16 protein-coding genes are annotated in these 14,342 nt (G+C 62.5%); 9 read left to right on the plus strand and 7 right to left on the minus strand.

The window, feature by feature from the left end:
- Window positions 1-67: 67 nt before the first annotated feature.
- Window positions 68-493 carry a Ros/MucR family transcriptional regulator gene (locus AC0L28_RS10590; RefSeq protein WP_023800837.1) on the plus strand — a complete coding sequence of 142 codons (426 nt, stop codon included), beginning with the start codon at window positions 68-70 and terminating at the stop codon, window positions 491-493.
- A gap of 145 nt (window positions 494-638) precedes the next feature.
- Here the strand turns inward: AC0L28_RS10590 and AC0L28_RS10595 are convergent, their stop codons facing one another.
- Window positions 639-1,067: a SufE family protein gene (locus AC0L28_RS10595; protein ID WP_287307638.1), complete on the minus strand. Its 429-nt coding sequence runs from the start codon at window positions 1,065-1,067 to the stop codon at window positions 639-641.
- A gap of 128 nt (window positions 1,068-1,195) precedes the next feature.
- Window positions 1,196-1,546 (minus strand): DUF5330 domain-containing protein, encoded by a 351-nt coding sequence (locus AC0L28_RS10600; protein ID WP_023800834.1) that lies wholly within the window; start codon window positions 1,544-1,546, stop codon window positions 1,196-1,198.
- A 532-nt stretch (window positions 1,547-2,078) separates the two neighbouring features.
- Between AC0L28_RS10600 and AC0L28_RS10605 the strand changes: the two genes are divergently transcribed.
- From AC0L28_RS10605 to AC0L28_RS10615, 3 genes are all read left to right on the plus strand, one after another.
- The gene (locus tag AC0L28_RS10605; RefSeq protein WP_473477274.1) at window positions 2,079-3,818 is read left to right on the plus strand and encodes a PAS domain-containing sensor histidine kinase; all 1,740 of its coding nucleotides are present in this window, start codon (window positions 2,079-2,081) and stop codon (window positions 3,816-3,818) included.
- Window positions 3,793-4,557, plus strand: a complete 765-nt coding sequence (locus AC0L28_RS10610) for a peptidoglycan-binding domain-containing protein (protein WP_473477276.1) — start codon at window positions 3,793-3,795, stop codon at window positions 4,555-4,557. The genes AC0L28_RS10605 and AC0L28_RS10610 overlap by 26 nt, the downstream gene beginning before the upstream one ends.
- A gap of 80 nt (window positions 4,558-4,637) precedes the next feature.
- Complete coding sequence (locus AC0L28_RS10615) at window positions 4,638-4,985, plus strand: DUF1491 family protein (RefSeq protein ID WP_128172662.1); 348 nt, start codon at window positions 4,638-4,640, stop codon at window positions 4,983-4,985.
- A gap of 60 nt (window positions 4,986-5,045) precedes the next feature.
- On the opposite strand, the gene AC0L28_RS10620 is transcribed toward AC0L28_RS10615, so the two are convergent.
- The 5 genes from AC0L28_RS10620 to AC0L28_RS10640 form a co-directional block, all read right to left on the minus strand.
- Window positions 5,046-6,053 carry a hypothetical protein gene (locus AC0L28_RS10620; protein ID WP_473477278.1) on the minus strand — a complete coding sequence of 336 codons (1,008 nt, stop codon included), beginning with the start codon at window positions 6,051-6,053 and terminating at the stop codon, window positions 5,046-5,048.
- A gap of 552 nt (window positions 6,054-6,605) precedes the next feature.
- Window positions 6,606-7,154 (minus strand): DUF1254 domain-containing protein, encoded by a 549-nt coding sequence (locus AC0L28_RS10625; protein WP_027152781.1) that lies wholly within the window; start codon window positions 7,152-7,154, stop codon window positions 6,606-6,608.
- The gene (locus AC0L28_RS10630; protein ID WP_236371816.1) at window positions 7,147-7,731 is read right to left on the minus strand and encodes a DUF1214 domain-containing protein; all 585 of its coding nucleotides are present in this window, start codon (window positions 7,729-7,731) and stop codon (window positions 7,147-7,149) included. Before AC0L28_RS10630 ends, AC0L28_RS10625 begins: the two co-directional genes overlap by 8 nt.
- Before the next feature lie 115 nt (window positions 7,732-7,846).
- Window positions 7,847-10,006: a transglycosylase domain-containing protein gene (locus AC0L28_RS10635; protein WP_473477280.1), complete on the minus strand. Its 2,160-nt coding sequence runs from the start codon at window positions 10,004-10,006 to the stop codon at window positions 7,847-7,849.
- Between the two features lie 158 nt (window positions 10,007-10,164).
- On the minus strand, window positions 10,165-10,803 hold the full coding sequence (locus AC0L28_RS10640; RefSeq protein ID WP_473477281.1) for a TetR/AcrR family transcriptional regulator: 639 nt from the start codon (window positions 10,801-10,803) through the stop codon (window positions 10,165-10,167).
- A 171-nt stretch (window positions 10,804-10,974) separates the two neighbouring features.
- Here AC0L28_RS10640 and AC0L28_RS10645 point away from each other — a divergent pair, with 171 nt between their 5' ends.
- The 5 genes from AC0L28_RS10645 (at window position 10,975) to AC0L28_RS10665 (ending at window position 14,315) form a co-directional block, all read left to right on the plus strand.
- A complete protein-coding gene (locus tag AC0L28_RS10645; protein WP_287228800.1) occupies window positions 10,975-12,528 on the plus strand; it encodes a trimethylamine methyltransferase family protein in 1,554 nt (517 codons plus the stop codon).
- A 249-nt stretch (window positions 12,529-12,777) separates the two neighbouring features.
- Complete coding sequence (locus AC0L28_RS10650; protein WP_023800824.1) at window positions 12,778-13,026, plus strand: hypothetical protein; 249 nt, start codon at window positions 12,778-12,780, stop codon at window positions 13,024-13,026.
- A gap of 12 nt (window positions 13,027-13,038) precedes the next feature.
- Window positions 13,039-13,305 carry a DUF1488 family protein gene (locus AC0L28_RS10655; protein WP_128172667.1) on the plus strand — a complete coding sequence of 89 codons (267 nt, stop codon included), beginning with the start codon at window positions 13,039-13,041 and terminating at the stop codon, window positions 13,303-13,305.
- A gap of 131 nt (window positions 13,306-13,436) precedes the next feature.
- Window positions 13,437-13,847: a DUF3168 domain-containing protein gene (locus AC0L28_RS10660; RefSeq protein ID WP_027152773.1), complete on the plus strand. Its 411-nt coding sequence runs from the start codon at window positions 13,437-13,439 to the stop codon at window positions 13,845-13,847.
- A 168-nt stretch (window positions 13,848-14,015) separates the two neighbouring features.
- Window positions 14,016-14,315: a hypothetical protein gene (locus AC0L28_RS10665; protein WP_023800821.1), complete on the plus strand. Its 300-nt coding sequence runs from the start codon at window positions 14,016-14,018 to the stop codon at window positions 14,313-14,315.
- The last annotated feature ends 27 nt before the right edge of the window (window positions 14,316-14,342 follow it).

Below are 14,342 nucleotides of genomic sequence, written 5' to 3' on the forward strand. Positions count from 1 at the left end.
CGCGCGATGCCCGACCTATCAAAAATAGGGCGCAGGTAGAAACAACTCACGTTGGGGCCAGGAAGCCATGGATATTATCGAAACACCTTCCAGAAATAGTGATGCGCTGATCGAATTGACGGCCGATGTCGTGGCCGCCTATGTCAGCAACAATCCGGTGCCGGTCGGCGAGCTGCCGAGCCTCATCGCCGATGTCCATGCCGCCCTCGGGCGCGTGGGCGGGGCCAGTGAACAGCCCCCTGCCGACAAGCAGAAGCCGGCAGTAAACCCGAAACGCTCCGTCCATGACGACTACATCGTCTGTCTTGAAGACGGCAAGAAGTTCAAGTCGCTGAAGCGTCACTTGATGACCCACTACGGTCTGACGCCCGACGAGTATCGTGAAAAATGGGGCCTGGACGCAAGCTACCCGATGGTTGCTCCCAACTATGCTGCGGCCCGCTCACAGCTCGCCAAGAAGATGGGTCTCGGCCGCAAGCGCAAGGGGCGCTGATACCGGCTCTCTTCCCAACCTGGGTTAGATGATAAACGGCGCCTCCGGGCGCCGTTTTGATCTTGGGGCGATGCTGGAGCAATCGATATGCGTTGCGACATGTGCGGCTCCGATCATGTCGGGCCATCGCGCGCTGTTCGTCTGATCAGGCGGTCTGCTTCAAGGCCGCCTCTGCGTCGCGCTTGATGCGCTTGACCATGGAACGAAGACCATTGGCGCGTTGCGGCGACAGGTGCTCGTCGAGGCCAAGTGCCTTCAGCGTGGCTTCCGCGTCGGTTTTCCGGATCTCGCTGGCGGGTCGTCTGGAAAACAGCGCCAGCATGATAGCGACGAGGCCGCGCACGATATGCGCGTCCGAATCACCGGCAAAGGTGACGACTGGGTCGGGCCCCGGTCCATATTGGGTCGTCAGCCAGACCTGGCTGACGCAGCCGGGCACCTTGTTGGCAGGGTTGCGTTCCTCATCGGGAAATGGCGGCAGGGCCTCGCCCAGTTCGATCACATAGCGATAGCGGTCTTCCCACTCGTCAAGCAGGGAGAAGTCGTCGCGGATCGTTTGGATCGTCGTGGTCATAGCCCCGGATATAATCATCCGGCGGCGCCGCGTCACGGAAAAAGAGGAAAAGCGCGTCGCGAGAGGCCGGCCAAAGCGCTTTAGGGCGGACGGGGTGCGGTGCTGTGACAGATGCGCTGAAAAATATCTCAGTTTTTCGCCGGCAAATCGACTTTCGCCGGCAACACGATGTCTTCGGGCACGCTGCCGGTCGTTGTCGCCGTGTCGGGTTCGGCGGTCTTGTCGTCCAACATGGCGGCCGCGATCTTGGCTGTCTCCCTGGCCCGGGCGGTGATCGTGTGCATTGCGGACTTGCCGGTCTCGCAGACGTCGGGCTTGCGCTCGCATATGCCGGCAATGTCGCCGACCGCCTCGCGTGCCGCAAACAACGCCTGGATCGGCCCGACGCTTTGGTGGCCTGTCTCGTCGGAGCCGACATTCAGCGGCAATGCCAGAAGCACCAGCGAAAACCAGAAAGCCATTCTGATCAGAAAGCCCATCTGTATGCCCTCATTCGTGACCGGATCATGCGTTCATGCGGCATGACCTCTTTATGGATACGATAGTGACATGGACGCGCAAAGGACGGCTTGCCCGGTCAGCGAAAATTTTCCTCAAATTTTAGGCAAATTCGAAACGAAGCATTTGCAATGGATTTGTCTCAAATCCAGCCGATTTTCTTCACTTAAGGTTAACCATCTATCCAACTGTTTTCATTATCTATTTTCCAGAAGCGCGGCTTACCGGGGGCGACTATCAAAGGCGGGAGGGCGGTTCGCCCGGATAACGCTCCATTTACTATGGCCACAATTGCCAAGGTTTGCCCCGTGCCGGCCTCCCAATATTTGCCTCAGGCCGGGCATTGATCGGTCCTGCCTTATCCATTCCTTAAACGCTGGATGCGAGTTTCAGATCAACAAAAGCAACTGCGAAGCAGGGCTGTTCACGACCAGGTGCGAGTGCGTTGAGTTGAGTTCGATAAGGGCCAGATACGTTGAGTTGCCCGGCGCGATGGCAGCCGGTTGCGAACGTATGGTTCATCCGTCGATCCTCGGACAGAACGACCGCCGGTGCCAGAGGCGGTTTATCGGTGTCATGCTGGCCGCTCCGTTCTTTGCCGCAGGCGCAGCAGTCACGCTGGTCACCTCGGGCATGGGCGTGGCCGTGACCATGGCTGCGATCTTTGCGACGTTCGGCCTCTGCTGGTTTGCTGCCTTGCTGGTGGCCGCATCGGGCAAGATGGCGTTCGCCGGCCAGGTCGCCCTGGTGATGGGCAGTCTTGCTCTTGCCGGTGTCATCGCCGCGGCGGGCGGGATGGCCTCGCCGGTCGCCATGCTTGTCGTCGCGCTGCCGTTCGAAGCCTGGTGGATCGGCGCGTCTCGTCGCGCTGCACTCTGGGGTGCCGTCTCCGCATGTGTCGCTGTCCTGCTGCAGGCTTTTGCCGGTTCGGTCTTTCCGTTCGGCCCGGCGGAAATCGCCGCTTGGCATTGGCTGCTGCCGCTGGCCTGGGGGCTCACTCTCGTTCCCCGCGTCGCAGCGCTTGGCAGCCCGGCCGGCGCGCAGCTTGATCCGGCGACCGACGACCGGCTCGAGAACATCATCGACGCCGTTGTCCTGCGGGCCGGCAGGCATGGCGAGGTTCTGGATGCGTCGGCAAAGGCGCGCACGATCCTGAAGCTGCAGCCGGAGCTGCTGTTCGGTACCGGCCTGTTCGACCGCATCCATCTGTCCGATCGCGTCGCATACCTTAGCGCGCTGGCCGACATGCGCGATGGCGCGCCAGCGCGCCGGTTGGATCTTCGCGTCCGGCTGCCGCAAAACGGCAATGGCCCGACGGCGGACAATTACCGGCCGTTTTCGCTTGAATTGGCGCGGGGGGAAGAGCAGCAGGACGTCCTCACGTTCGTCCTGCGCGAAAACGACGAACTCGCCGGCTTGCGCGAAGAGCTTGCCGCTGCGAAAGAGGCGGCCGCGTCTGCCGAAGTGGCAAAGGGACGGTTTCTGGCGGTCGTCAGCCACGAGCTGCGCACGCCGTTGAACGCCATCATCGGTTTTTCCGACATGCTGCTGCATGAGATGTTCGGCACCTTCAAGGATCCGCGGCAGAAGGAATATGTCGGCCTGGTCAAGGAGTCCGGCCAGCATCTGCTTGCCGTCGTCACCTCGATACTCGATGTATCGAGGATCGAAGCCGGCGCCTACGCAACCGAGCCGGAACCATTCCGTTTCGTCGAAGCGGTCGAAATGTGCCAGTCGATGATGCGCTTGCAGGCCGAGGCAAAGAACATCGATCTTCAGGCCCAGATCGCACCGGATGCAGGCGAGATAAACGCCGACCGTCGTGCCGTGCAGCAGATACTCATCAACCTCGTCTCCAACGCCATCAAGTTCACGCCCGATGGCGGCGATGTCGTCGTCGGCGCCAAGCGGATCGGCTCGCGACTGCATTTCTGGGTCAGGGACACCGGCATCGGCATCGCCGAGGAAGACTTTGCCAATCTCGGCAAGCCGTTCATGCAGATCCAGAACGACTATACGCGCCGCTTCGAGGGGACTGGGCTCGGCCTGTCGCTGGTGAAGGGTCTGGTGGCGCTGCACGAGGGCACGATGTCGATCGAAAGCATGCCGGGGGAGGGCACCACGGTCACGATCAGCTTGCCGGTGAACGGACCGAACGGACGTTCTAACGACAAGCCCGGCGTACTGCCGATGCCTGCAGCCAAGGCGGAGACGAAAGGGGACAGGCATGGCTCGCTCCGCAAAAGAGCCTAGGGCGGTCAAGCGCCGCGGCAATGCCTTCCAACGCAGCGCGGTCGCCCTCGGCAGCCAGATTTTACGCAATCCGGTTCTGGTTGGCGGTTCGACCGCCTTCCTGGTGACGCTGTTCTACGTCTCGGCGAACGCTTTGTGGTATCAGCCTTTTCCTCATGCCGGCGCTTTTTTTGCAACCAGGAGCATGGAGGGCTTTCCTCGAGCCGGCGCCGACGAGCCTGAAACCACCATCAACATCGTGCGGCCGGAGCCGGCCCCGATCAAGAGCGATCCGGTCGTCGAGCAGGTCCAGGGCATATTGAAGGATCTCGATTTCTATTCCGGCACCGTTGACGGTATTTCCGGCCCCAACACGCGCAAGGCCATCCAAGCCTATCAGCAGAAGGTCGGGCTCAACGCTTCCGGCGAGATCGACACCATTCTGCTCGATCAACTGGGCGCCATGCCAACCGCCTCGACAGTCGTGCCGCATCCGGCACCCCGTCCGGACGACATGGCCGCGATTCCCGTCTCGGCTTCGCCGGCAGATGCGCCAGCGCAGGCACCCGACGCCCGCATCATCAAGATCCAGGCCGGGTTGAAGGCATTCGGCAATGACGACATGCAACTCGATGGCGTGGTCGGGGCTCGCACCAAGGCAGCGATCAGGGAGTTTCAGTCGCTGTTCGGGCTGCCTGAGACCGGCGAGCCCGACGAGGTCGTCTACGTCAAGATGCGCGAGATCGGCCTGACCAACTGATGATTGGAGGCGGGCGGTTTTTGGTTTCACCCAAACGCAAAGCGCTCTAAGTACCGTCCGATGTCGTCCAGAATGCTGCCATGCGCGTAACCACCGATCTGTGGGTGTCGGCCCTGCTGCGCCGGGTTTTCGGCGCCGGCGGCTTTGCCGCCGTAGTCAAGCGCGGCGCAACCGAGGCCGGCGCCGTCTTCGTGCTGGCGCGTGGCCGCATGGGCGAGATTGCCTTGTTTGGCCCGGCGCCGCAGACGAGCTACGATTCAGCCAAACCCGACGACCGTTACTTCAGTCTGCTCGGCGCCGGCGACGATGCCGCCGTCTTTGACGCGCGACTGGAAAGGGAGAAGAAATTCGATCCCGACATCTGGGTGGTCGAGATCGAGGCCGGCTCTGTTCCCGTCGAGGAGCTTCTTTCCGTCAAGTCGCAATAGCGATATGCAGACAAAGGCTTAGAGCGTTCGCTTGAATCTCTTTTCAGGCGCGACGGCGGGTCAAACGCGACGCGCTTTAGGGCTGGCGGCAGCATTGTCGCTGTCCGCCTTGCGGACGTCGGCGTTTGCCGCGATCGGTCCGGCATTGCGAATGGCCTTCGACAGTGTCTCGGCCTTCCAGCCGCGTAGCCTGTCCAGCGCTGCGTCGCGATGCAGCAGCCGATAGCGGTCGAGGAAGATGCGGATGGCCTGCGGATGCGAGAACTCTGTGGGATAGACGGCGGCGGTGATCAGGAACGCCCTCTCTTCGCCGAGATCGAGCGCGCGCAGGGCGGCCAGCAGCGACGTGTAGTTCTGGTTCGCGGTGAGCGACCGCGCCGTTGAAAAATCGATCTCGAGCGCGTCGGCCAGTGCTGTCTGGAAGAAGGCAGCATTGCCGGTCAGCGCCGTCTCGCGCAGTTTGAGGTAGGTGTTAGCGCTGGCGAACGGATTGATCGTCGCGCCGCCGCTCTCGGCATCACGCATCATCGACCGCAGCCGACGCCGTGCATTCTCGGCGGCGCCGGCGGGCACCTGCTGGCTGTCGGCGACGACTTCGGCGCTTTCGGGTACCGTTTTGGCGTTTGCCTCAGGCTGCCGCACGCTCACCAGCGTCGGCTTTTCAAGCGCCCTGATCAGGTGGGCGATGGTCGGGTTCAGATCCTTGCGGCGCGCAATGGCACGCGCATGCGGCAGGCCATGCCGTCCGATCAGCGCGATGAGGTCGATATCGCTGAGCGCGCGCGAGCGGATGAGCAGCGGCGCGGCAACGTCGACCGGCTCCTCGCAAAGCCGCCGGACCAGCGCAGCGGGCGCATATTCGCATTCGGAAAGGGCGGCGGCGACGTAGCGGCGCGATTCGACCGACACATCGGCGAAAAGCGGCAGCGTCAGATCCTCAAGTTGCGCGATCTCCCGACGCGAAGGGCGGGTGAGCGAACAGAACGCCGACACCGTGGCGCGGAACAGCCTTTCGGCCTTTCCCGATTCAGCCCGTATAGCGATTTGCCTAAAATCCGCAGATGACACGAAGGATACGCCTGACACTCGACACAATCTTGACCATGCTCGACCGGGACTGTGTCGGTTTCGCATTTGCCACGGGTCAGGACTTCCTGACCTCAGAACAAAGATCAAATTAGGGGCGATCCGTTAGCGTTCCGTTAACCTACTGGCTCCTTAATCAGATTGGAGGCGTTGCGTTGTGCTCCGGGGCAACCGAGAGGAATGCACGAACCATGGGCATGGTACTGTCTTTCGTGCCGCGAACGGCGGCAACCAATCGAGCAGACCGAAACACCGGAACGCCGGCGGCGGTGATCATTTTCCCCGGCGTCCGCTACGAGCAACCGCCACTGACGGGCGAGACGCGGCCAGGCGCCGGTCCGGACAAGCCGGGTTCGTCAAGGACGATGCCGGGGACGTCGGGGACGTTGCCTGTTCCGCATCATTAAAGCGCGTCGCGGCTGAATGGATTCGCCGCGCCCTGTTGGGCGCGCAAAGGACGCTCTATCTCCTTGAATGAGCGCCGCGGCGGCTCGCAAGGCATGGGCCGCAACCGGCGGCATGTTTCGGTTGACGTCAGTAGTCCTGCAGCTCGCAGGAACTCTGCTCGAGAAACCGCGACACGGTCGGCTTCCAGCTGTCGTCGGGCACGAAGGAGCGGATGACGAACATGCCTTCGTCGATCGGCGCTTCGACGAAGATTGCCCCTTGCAATTCCTCCGGGAGATCCTTGCGGATCTCGATCATCTGCGCCGGCGTCAGTACGATACTGTCCAGCACCCTTCCGGTCGCGCTGTGGTCGTTGAAGGAGTAGATGTTATGGCCGCTGCGGTCATAGACCGATACGGACCAGAACGGGACGTTTCCCGGTGCCTTCACCCGAACCATCCCATCGGACAGATCGAAGCGGCAAGCCGCAGCATAAAACAGCGGATCGACCGATTTCACCACAGGCGTACCGCCGGCCTCAGCGTCCAGCCTGGTCATCCGATAAAGGTTGGAGGCCATGGCCAGCCGCGACCAGGCATTGCGTTCGGAAAATTCCGGGGCGAGCAGCAGCACGATGATGTGTACGATGCCGGCGCCAAGCAGGCCGAGCAGGATCGCGTGCAGCAGCCTACGCATTGCAGCCGACCTTTACGATCTGCGGCAGCGTGACATCCGAAAGGCCCGTGCTGCTGGCGATCGGCGTGTCGTAGAATGTCAGCACGAGATACATCCGGCCGAAGCCGTCGGAAAGCAGCCAGTTGCCGGGCGCGGGGCGGTTGCTGACGGAAATAAGCACGGAATTGTCGGGCTGGCGCAGCACCTGGTAGGACTGAAGTGCCGCAAGCCTTGGCTTGCCGGTCTCGACCACGCCGAGCGACCGATCGGCGGCATAGAGGGTCCAGAACCGGGCTGTGGGAAATCCGCCTTCGATTTCATAGGCGCATTGGCGTTTCAATAGTTCGCCATCGGAATCGCGTTCGGCGATAAACGACAGGCCTTCTGCCTGCCCGAGTGCAAGGACACCCTCGCGCGCCACGCGGGCTTTCGAATAAGGATCCGCCGACTGCGTGCCGATATCGGGAAACGCCGTCCATTGGCCGATCCTGATCGCGCCAATGCCATCCTGCGTCTTGAGAGCGTACCAGACGCTGCTGCCGCCGCCGCCGATGGATATGGCAAGCGCGAGGAGCGTCAGGAATGCGTTCTTGAACATGAAGAGCCGCGGGCAAGAGGAGTGCCGCTCGGGGATATCGCGGGGCAGGGGGCCATGGCAAGCGGACCTCTGTGGAATTGCGGCGCGAGGGATGGCCTGGCCCGTCGTGCCGGCATCAAAGCGCCGACAGGGTCTCCGGTGTCGCAGGCGCCTGGAGGACGGGCGCCGACTGGAACAGCCTGGTGATGTCCCTGAGCGCCCGCGTCGTCTGGCTGGACAGCACCGGCGGCCGCTCGGCGGCGGTGTCGGCCGCTGCCTGCTCGGCATTCTTCTTTTCCGCTTTCTCGGCCTTGGCGGCGATCTCTTCGTCGACGAAGGGATGATCGAGGCCGGGGATCGGCTTGAGGTCGATATTCTGGTGCGCATAGACCATCAGCCGCTGCCAAACCATCGCCGGCAGCGAGCCGCCGGTCATGTTGTTGGTCGGGGTGAAGTCGTCATTGCCGAGCCACACGGCAGCCGTGTAGTTGCCGGTGAATCCGACATACCAGGCGTCGCGGTAAGACTGCGTTGTGCCGGTCTTGCCGGCCGAAACGATATTGGGAAGCGCAGCGCGCCGCGCCGTGCCCATCACCGGCACCGCCGCCAGCATGGTGTTCATGGATTTCAGCGCCTGCTCCGAGAGCACACGGCGCGGCGGCGCCGCATCCTTGGCGAAATCGTAAACCACCTCGCCGGTACGGGTGACGAGTTGGGTGACGCCATGCCGGGAGCCGACAAAGCCGTTCTGGGCGAACACGCTAAAGCCTGTCGCCTGGTCCATCACGGTCATGCCCGATGTGCCGAGCACCATCGTCTTGTGCGATTCGAGCGGCGATTCGACGCCCATGGCTTCCGCCATCGCCTTGATCGGCTTGATGCCGAGATGATTCTTGGCCAGCCGCACCGGCACGGTGTTGACCGATTTGGCCATCGCCGTGATCAGCGTGACCTTGCCGGCCCGTCCGTCATTGTAATTGTGCGGCGACCAGGCACCCCAGGAGATCGGCGCGCCGGAAACGACGGAGTCCGGCGTGAAGCCGTGCTCCATCGCCGTTGCGTATACGTAGGGTTTAAACGACGAGCCGCTCTGGCGCAGCGCCTTGGTGGCGCGGTTGAACTGGCTGGCACCGTAGTCGCGGCCGCCGACGATCGCCCTGACTGCGCCATTGGTTTCGATGACGACCATGGCGCCTTCGGTGACGTTGTATTCCTTGCCGAACTGGCGGAGATGGAACTCCATTGATTCTTCCGCCGCCTTCTGGATGTTGGCGTCGAAAGTGGTGTGGGCGACCAGCGAATGCTGGCCGGACTTCGCGGCGATCTTCTTGACCTCTTCGAATGCCCAGTCGAGGTAGTAATCCGGGCTCTTCTGCTCGCCGCGGTCGACGATTTCAGCCGGATGCAGCCGCGCCTGCAGCACCTGACCCTCGCTCATGAAGCCGCCTTCGACGAGATTCGACAGCACCACATTGGCCCGCGCCCTGGCAGCAGGCAGGTTGATATGCGGCGCGTATTTGGTCGGTGCCTTGAACAGGCCGGCCAGCATCGCCGCTTCGGCGAGGTTCACATCCTTGACGCTTTTGCCGAAATAGAAATCGGCGGCCGCTTCGATGCCGAACGTGCCGCCGCCCATATAGACGCGGTCGAGATAGAGCTGCAGGATCTCCTTCTTCGACAGATTGGCCTCGAGCCACAGCGCCAGGAAGGCTTCCTTGACCTTGCGCTCCAACGTCCGTTCATTCGTCAGGAACAGGTTCTTGGCCAACTGCTGAGTGATGCTCGAGCCGCCCTGCACCACGGAATTCGCCCGCACATTCGCGAAGATCGCGCGCGAAAGGCCGAGCGCGTCGATGCCGTAGTGATCGAAGAAACGCCGATCCTCGGTGGCCAGAACCGCTTTGATGACCTGGTCGGGCATCTCGTCGACCGGCACCGAATCGCGCTGGATGATGCCGCGCTGGCCGATCTCATTGCCGTAGCGGTCGAGGAAGGTGATGGCGAAATCGCCCTGGGCGCGCCAGTCGCCGGCGGTTTCCTGGAAGGCCGGCAAGGCAAGCGCCAGCATGACGACGATGCCGCCGGCGCCGAGCGTGAAGCCCTCACTCAACAGTTCGATGATGCCGCGGCGCCAGCCGGAGACGCGGAAGCGCCGGAAAAAAATGGTGGCCGCTTCCCAGAACCGGCGCGCCTTGAAGCCGGTCTCGTAGAGCGAGGAATCGAACCACGCATCCGCCGCCAGCAGTCTTGCGGCAATCGGACCCCTTCTCCTGCGTGTTTTCAAAGGACTGGCCATTCCAAGATCCGGCTGCGGCTACGCCTCCCACTGAGAAGCGGCACTCATACCAGACTATTTGTCCATTTTGGCCTCGCTCACAAGAGTGAGGGGGGCTTTCGCGGTACAGTTTGTTGATACCAGGGTCGGGCCTGCGACCTCTGCCACCTCGCACCCACCTAACGCGCCGCGATAAAGCGCATGAAATGCGCCACGTCGGCATCGCTTGGCTCCTGGCCGGTGAAACTGCGCAGATAGGCGGCGAGATGACTGACCCTCGCCTCGACCGGTTCCTTGAGGTCGAGCACATAATAGCCGATCTGCATGTAGTAGAGCACACGGGCGCGGATGAAGGCATCCTCTTCGCCGTAGCCATGCCGGCGATACATGTCGCGGATCGCACCCAGTCGGTCATTGTCGGCCTGGTCGATGGCCCGGCGCACGTCCTCGGAGCGACGCGCCCATTCCCGGATGGCGAAGTCGAGCCTGGGATCGAACAGGCGCTCGTCGGTCCAGCATTCGAACACGTTCATGACCCCCATGATGATGCTTTCGGCCGGCCGCTGCGCGCGTTCGACGATCGACTTGGTGTTGGTGTCCCGCCAATGGGCAAGCAACTGGTCGAGCAGGTCCTGACGGCTCTCGAAATACCAGTAGAAGCTTGAGCGCGATACGCCGAGCTTCTGGCCGAGCGGCAGCACGCGCACGCTTTCGATGCCGTCTGAAATCAGTGTCTGGAGCGCAAGATTGATCCAGTCCCGGCGCGTCACCTTGGTGTTGCCGGGCGCCGGCTCGTGCTGCGGAGAAATCATGGTCATGGCCGCACAATAGGCATGAGGGCGAACTGCATACAACCGTACTAGACACATATGTACAGTACAAGTATCCTGTCTGCCTCAACGAACTGGGCCGAGCGGCCGACGCGCGTCATCGCGGCTCCTGCCTACGATCCGCAACGCAGGGCAATACGGCAATGAGGAGTATCCGCCATGGTCGATGACGCCGCACGCAACCTCAGGCGCGAACGCAGGCGCGGACGAACCGGCGAGGCCGGCAGCGAGACCAGCCGCCGGCCGGACTATCGTTCGCTGAAGAACCCGTTCCTGCCGCAGCCGATCTTTTCGGCCGACCAGGTCGCCGCGATCCACGACACGGCGCTGCGCGTGCTCGAGCAACTCGGCGCCAAGGTGCTGCTGCCGGAGGCGCGCGCCATTCTTGCCCGTGCCGGCGCGCTGGTCGACGAGGACAGCCAGATGGTGCGCATCGGCCGCGATATCGTCTCGGCGGCGCTGGGCTCGGCGCCGAAATCGATCCGCGTCCATGCCGGTGACCGTGCCCGCGACCTGACGCTCGAACTCGGCTCGATGACGTTCCTGGCAGGATCCGGGGCGCCAAACGTCACCGATCTGGAGCACGGCCGGCGGCCGGGAACGCTTGCCGCTTTCGAGGATCTCATCCGCCTGGTGCAGCATTTCGACGTGCTGCACATGCTGGGACCTTGCATCGAGCCGCAGGACATCGACAACCGCTTCCGCCATTATGCCGTCAACCGCGCGCAGTTGACGCTGTCGGACAAGCTGCCGTTCGTCTTCGCGCGCGGCACGCCGCAGGTCGAGGACGGCTTCGAGATGCTGCGGCTGGCGCGGGGTCTGTCCGAGGACGAATTCCGTTCGGGCGCTCATTGCTACACCGTCATCAACACCAACTCGCCGCGTCAGCTCGACATTCCGATGGCACAAGGCATCATCGACTTTGCCAAGGCGGGGCAGGTGCTGATCATAACGCCCTTCTGCCTGGCCGGCGCCATGGCGCCGATCACCGTGGCCGGCGCGCTGACGCTGCAGCACGCCGAAGCGCTGGCCGGGCTGACGCTGGCCCAGATCGTGCGGCCGGGCGCGCCGGTGGTCTATGGCTCCTTCTCCTCCAATGTCGACATGAAGTCCGGGGCGCCGGCCTTCGGCACGCCGGAGCACGTCAAGGCGACGCTCGGCGCCGGTCAGCTTGCACGCTTCACCGGCCTTCCCTGGCGGTCCGGCGGCGGCAGTGCCGCCAACATTTCGGACGCGCAGGCAGCCCACGAAACGCAGTTCGCGCTATGGGGTTCGGTGCTCGCCGGCGCGACGGTCTGCATCCATGCTGCGGGCTGGCTCGAAGGCGGGTTGAGCGTCTCGTTCGAGAAGCTGATCACCGATATCGAGGCGCTGCAGACCATCGCGGAACTCTGCGCCGCGACGCCCGGCGACGAGGCTGCGATCGGCTTCGAGGCCATCGCCGAAGTGCAGCCGGGCGGGCATTTCTTCTCGACCGGGCACACAATGGCGCGCTACCGCACCGCATTCTACGAACCGCTGGTCGCCGACTGGTCGAATTTCGGCAACTGGACGCAGGCCGGGTCAAGAACCGCCACCGAGCGCGCCACCGGCATCTGGAAACGGCTGCTGGCCGATTTTCGGCCGCCGGCTTGCGCCGCTGCCACATCAGGTGTTCTCGACGAATTCATTGCGCGGCGCACGGAAGAGGGTGGCGCAGCACCGGTCTCGTGAGGATCAGCGCAGCGTCCCTGCCCGAATAGATGGCGGCCGTAAGCCCAGGCTAGCACTGGTCGGAGCGGGCGTACATGAGCAGTCGGTGCCGCATTGAGTTCTGTGCGAATGAATTCAGTATTATTTCACAATGTCATTTCAAGCATTTGTTCAATCAAAAACATTCTGAAAATTGGTTTTTCCGTTCCGAGTTCCTATTTTAGGTGAGAAACTAATTTTCATCACCTCAGCGAAAAGGAGATTTTATCGATGGCGGAACCCAATCAGAATATCATGGAAAAAGCTGAAGCGCGCTTCATGGAGAAGCAGAAGAAAACCGCCGAGCGAAATCAGGCTACGGCCGAATATATTTCCGAGGCCAAGGCCAGGACCATCAAGACCGAAAAGTTGCGGGCGCTGCGGCTGGCCAAGGAAGAGGCCGACCGTGCGGCGGAAGCCCTCAATCCCGTCGCTCCCAAGAAAAAGCGGGCGGCAGGCAAGAAAGCGGGGGCCGCTTGACGGCATCAAGTCATGAGCCTGACATTTCCAAACCTAAGCCGAAGCTACGACGAGGCGAGCCGGCGGATCCGCTTCGTCGGCTATGATGGCATGTGCCAGATCTCTTTCTTTGTCCATGCAGACGCCATCTCGACGGCGCCGCCGGGGACGGCGACAGCTGAAGCCACATATCTCGCCGCCTTCGATTCGGCCGTCGGTCCCATACATGACGTCGCAAGGAACGCTTATACCCGTACCGGCAAGAGCATGTATGTGCTGACCGCATCCGATTTTCGATAAGTCCCGACTGTCCGCGCGATCGCGGCCTTGGAAATCCCGGGATCTGGCGGCAGAATTTCAACGCGGCTACGCTGCAGGCGGAATCTGTCGGGTGAAGGCCTGTTTAGCCGCGACGGGCGAGGGAGAATACAATGACCGCGCCGGCTGCCGCGTTGCAGAAGGCCTTGTTCCAGGCGCTGGACGCTGACGGTTCCCTGTCAGCGGCGTTGGGCGGCGCAAAACTATTCGACCATGTCCCGGAAAACATCCCGTTTCCCTATGTGACGTTCGGCCGGACCAGCGTCTATGATTGGGTAACAGGCAGGGAGAAAGACGCCGAGCAGCTTTTCACTCTGCATTTCTGGTCGAAATCCGAGGCCAGGAAAGAAATGCTCGACGTGATGGACATGGTCAGCGCCCGCCTCCAGGATGCGGCGCTCGCGCTCGACGAGCATCACCGCGTCAATCTCAGGCTCGAATTCACCGAGGTCCGTTACGACCAGGATCTTTCAGCCTGTCACGGGCTGCTGCGCTTTCTTGCCGTGACGGAAGAAAACGCCTGACGCGCTTTCAATAAGGCTGCAACACAGTCTAGACTGGCGCCGGGATTTGCCGGGTTGGGGCGGCCAAATCACCGGGGTTGGTTGTGTCGCATACCAGGGGGTGAGACAGGCATATGTTGCAGGCAATGTTCATATCACGTTCAGCACCGATGAGTTAGGACGCTGATCATGAAAACGCTTCGCTCCCACTTCCCAACCGCGACACTTGCTCTCTGCGCTGCTGGTCTGTTTGCGTCGCAGGCGACGGCGCTGCCGGTCGTCGTGCCCGAGCAGAACCGGCCGATCGTCCTGGCCGCCTCCGACTGCTACGCGATCGGTCAGCAGGTCGCCGAGCAGAATGGCGGCACGCTGGCCAAGGCGTCACAGTCGACGCGCGGTGGCCAGCCGGTCTGCGTCATCGTCGTGCTGGTCCCGGGCAAGGATGGGCAGCGTCCACGCCGCACGGAGATCGTCGTTCCGCTGAACTGATGCCTGCCGTATCCCAGGCGCTGGAAT

It is taken from the genome of Mesorhizobium sp. WSM4847 (assembly GCF_055811335.1).

Bases quoted from the DNA above. Each gene is read 5' to 3' on its own strand.
- AC0L28_RS10635 (WP_473477280.1), bottom strand. From the start codon at position 10,006: ATGGCCAGTCCTTTGAAAACACGCAGGAGAAGGGGTCCGATTGCCGCA.
- AC0L28_RS10605 (WP_473477274.1), top strand. From the start codon at position 2,079: ATGGTTCATCCGTCGATCCTCGGACAGAACGACCGCCGGTGCCAGAGG.
- AC0L28_RS10590 (WP_023800837.1), top strand. From the start codon at position 68: ATGGATATTATCGAAACACCTTCCAGAAATAGTGATGCGCTGATCGAA.
- AC0L28_RS10655 (WP_128172667.1), top strand. From the start codon at position 13,039: ATGAGCCTGACATTTCCAAACCTAAGCCGAAGCTACGACGAGGCGAGC.
- AC0L28_RS10645 (WP_287228800.1), top strand. From the start codon at position 10,975: ATGGTCGATGACGCCGCACGCAACCTCAGGCGCGAACGCAGGCGCGGA.
- AC0L28_RS10625 (WP_027152781.1), bottom strand. From the start codon at position 7,154: ATGCGTAGGCTGCTGCACGCGATCCTGCTCGGCCTGCTTGGCGCCGGC.
- AC0L28_RS10595 (WP_287307638.1), bottom strand. From the start codon at position 1,067: ATGACCACGACGATCCAAACGATCCGCGACGACTTCTCCCTGCTTGAC.
- AC0L28_RS10600 (WP_023800834.1), bottom strand. From the start codon at position 1,546: ATGGGCTTTCTGATCAGAATGGCTTTCTGGTTTTCGCTGGTGCTTCTG.
- AC0L28_RS10665 (WP_023800821.1), top strand. From the start codon at position 14,016: ATGAAAACGCTTCGCTCCCACTTCCCAACCGCGACACTTGCTCTCTGC.
- AC0L28_RS10650 (WP_023800824.1), top strand. From the start codon at position 12,778: ATGGCGGAACCCAATCAGAATATCATGGAAAAAGCTGAAGCGCGCTTC.
- AC0L28_RS10660 (WP_027152773.1), top strand. From the start codon at position 13,437: ATGACCGCGCCGGCTGCCGCGTTGCAGAAGGCCTTGTTCCAGGCGCTG.
- AC0L28_RS10615 (WP_128172662.1), top strand. From the start codon at position 4,638: ATGCGCGTAACCACCGATCTGTGGGTGTCGGCCCTGCTGCGCCGGGTT.
- AC0L28_RS10630 (WP_236371816.1), bottom strand. From the start codon at position 7,731: ATGTTCAAGAACGCATTCCTGACGCTCCTCGCGCTTGCCATATCCATC.
- AC0L28_RS10610 (WP_473477276.1), top strand. From the start codon at position 3,793: ATGGCTCGCTCCGCAAAAGAGCCTAGGGCGGTCAAGCGCCGCGGCAAT.
- AC0L28_RS10640 (WP_473477281.1), bottom strand. From the start codon at position 10,803: ATGACCATGATTTCTCCGCAGCACGAGCCGGCGCCCGGCAACACCAAG.